The organism is Gluconobacter sp. NFX36, from assembly GCF_049887835.1.
In the GTDB taxonomy this organism is placed as follows: domain Bacteria; phylum Pseudomonadota; class Alphaproteobacteria; order Acetobacterales; family Acetobacteraceae; genus Gluconobacter; species Gluconobacter japonicus_A.
The window spans coordinates 1-1,292 of record NZ_JAGEKJ010000040.1 but is presented as its reverse complement, the minus strand read 5'-3'; the positions used below and the strand labels follow the sequence as shown (position 1 = coordinate 1,292).

Annotated in this window: 1 protein-coding gene; it reads left to right on the top strand. The window is 53.4% G+C overall.

The window, feature by feature from the left end:
• The first annotated feature begins 79 nt into the window (after positions 1-79).
• Entirely contained in the window at positions 80-1,159 is a 1,080-nt protein-coding gene (locus tag J4P41_RS15600) for an IS5 family transposase (RefSeq protein WP_426067831.1), read from the top strand.
• Positions 1,160-1,292 lie beyond the last annotated feature (133 nt).

The window sequence follows — 1,292 nt, the reverse complement described above, 5'->3', positions numbered from 1 at the left end:
TGGAGGGTTCGAAAAACCCTCTGGTTTTTGGGCCCTCTGTGTGATTCCATTCCTCATGTGGAGAGTGGGGGGCTGGCTTATGAAGCAACCAGGTTTCTTTGATGTTGAAGAGCGTCTTGCTCGGCTGAGCGGGCTTGGTGATCAGCTCGAAGCATTTTCCCGGACTGTGGATTTCGAAACATTTCGTTCTGACCTGGATAAAGCTCTGGCCTATGCAGACGGCAGTAAAGGCGGTCGTCCACCGTTTGATCCGGTTCTGATGTTCAAGATTTTGGTCATCCAGACGTTGAACAACCTGTCCGACGAACGGACGGAATATCTGATCAACGATCGTCTTTCCTTCATGCGTTTTCTTGGTCTGGGGCTGTCGGACCGCGTACCCGATGCCAAAACGGTCTGGCTGTTCCGTGAACGTCTGACCCAGGGGGGTGCGATTGAAAAGCTGTTTGAGCGGTTTGACGCGATCCTGAGGACTGCCGGTTATTTGCCAATGTCAGGCCAGATCGTGGATGCGACATTGGTGGCAGCTCCAAAGCAGCGCAACACCAATGCTGAGAAAGCAGATATTCGGGAGGGACGGATCCCACAGGACTGGCAGGACAAGCCCTCAAAGCTTTCTCACAAAGATCGTCATGCACGCTGGACTTTGAAGTTTACCAAGGCAAAGCGGCAGGATGACGGAACGATCCCCGCAACGGATCTCGCTATTCCCTTCTTTGGCTACAAATCCCACATTTCCATCGACCGGAAGTTTCGGCTGATCCGGAAGTGGAAAGCGACAGATGCAGCAGCCAGTGATGGTGCCCGACTGCGCGAGGGGCTGCTGGACAAAACCAACACCGCCTCAACAGTCTGGGCAGACACAGCCTACCGCTCAAAAGCCAACGAAGACTTCATGGACAAGCAGGGCTTTGTCTCGAAGGTCCACAGGAAAAAGCCGCATCTCAAACCCATGCCCCGGCACATCCAGCGCTCCAATGCCGGAAAGTCCATTATTCGATCGCGTGTCGAACATGTCTTTGCTGATCAGAAGTCACAGATCGGGCTGTTCGTCCGGACTGTGGGCATAACTCGAGCCACCATGAGGATCGGGCTGGCCAATATCGTCTATAATATGCGCCGCTTCCTTTTCCTCGAGAGGATCAGCGCCGCCGCGTAGCAATCCAAAGCCAATGTCCAACGCTCTGCGAAAGACGCAGCGCTAAAATCAGAGACAAGAACCATCAATCAACACGAAATAACCCTGAAATCAGGATCCAATGGCCCCGATCAAAGGTTCTTCGATCCCTCCA

What these genes read in the sequence shown, in the direction of transcription:
- J4P41_RS15600 (WP_426067831.1), top strand. Translation starts at nt 80, where the DNA reads ATGAAGCAACCAGGTTTCTTTGATGTTGAAGAGCGTCTTGCTCGGCTG.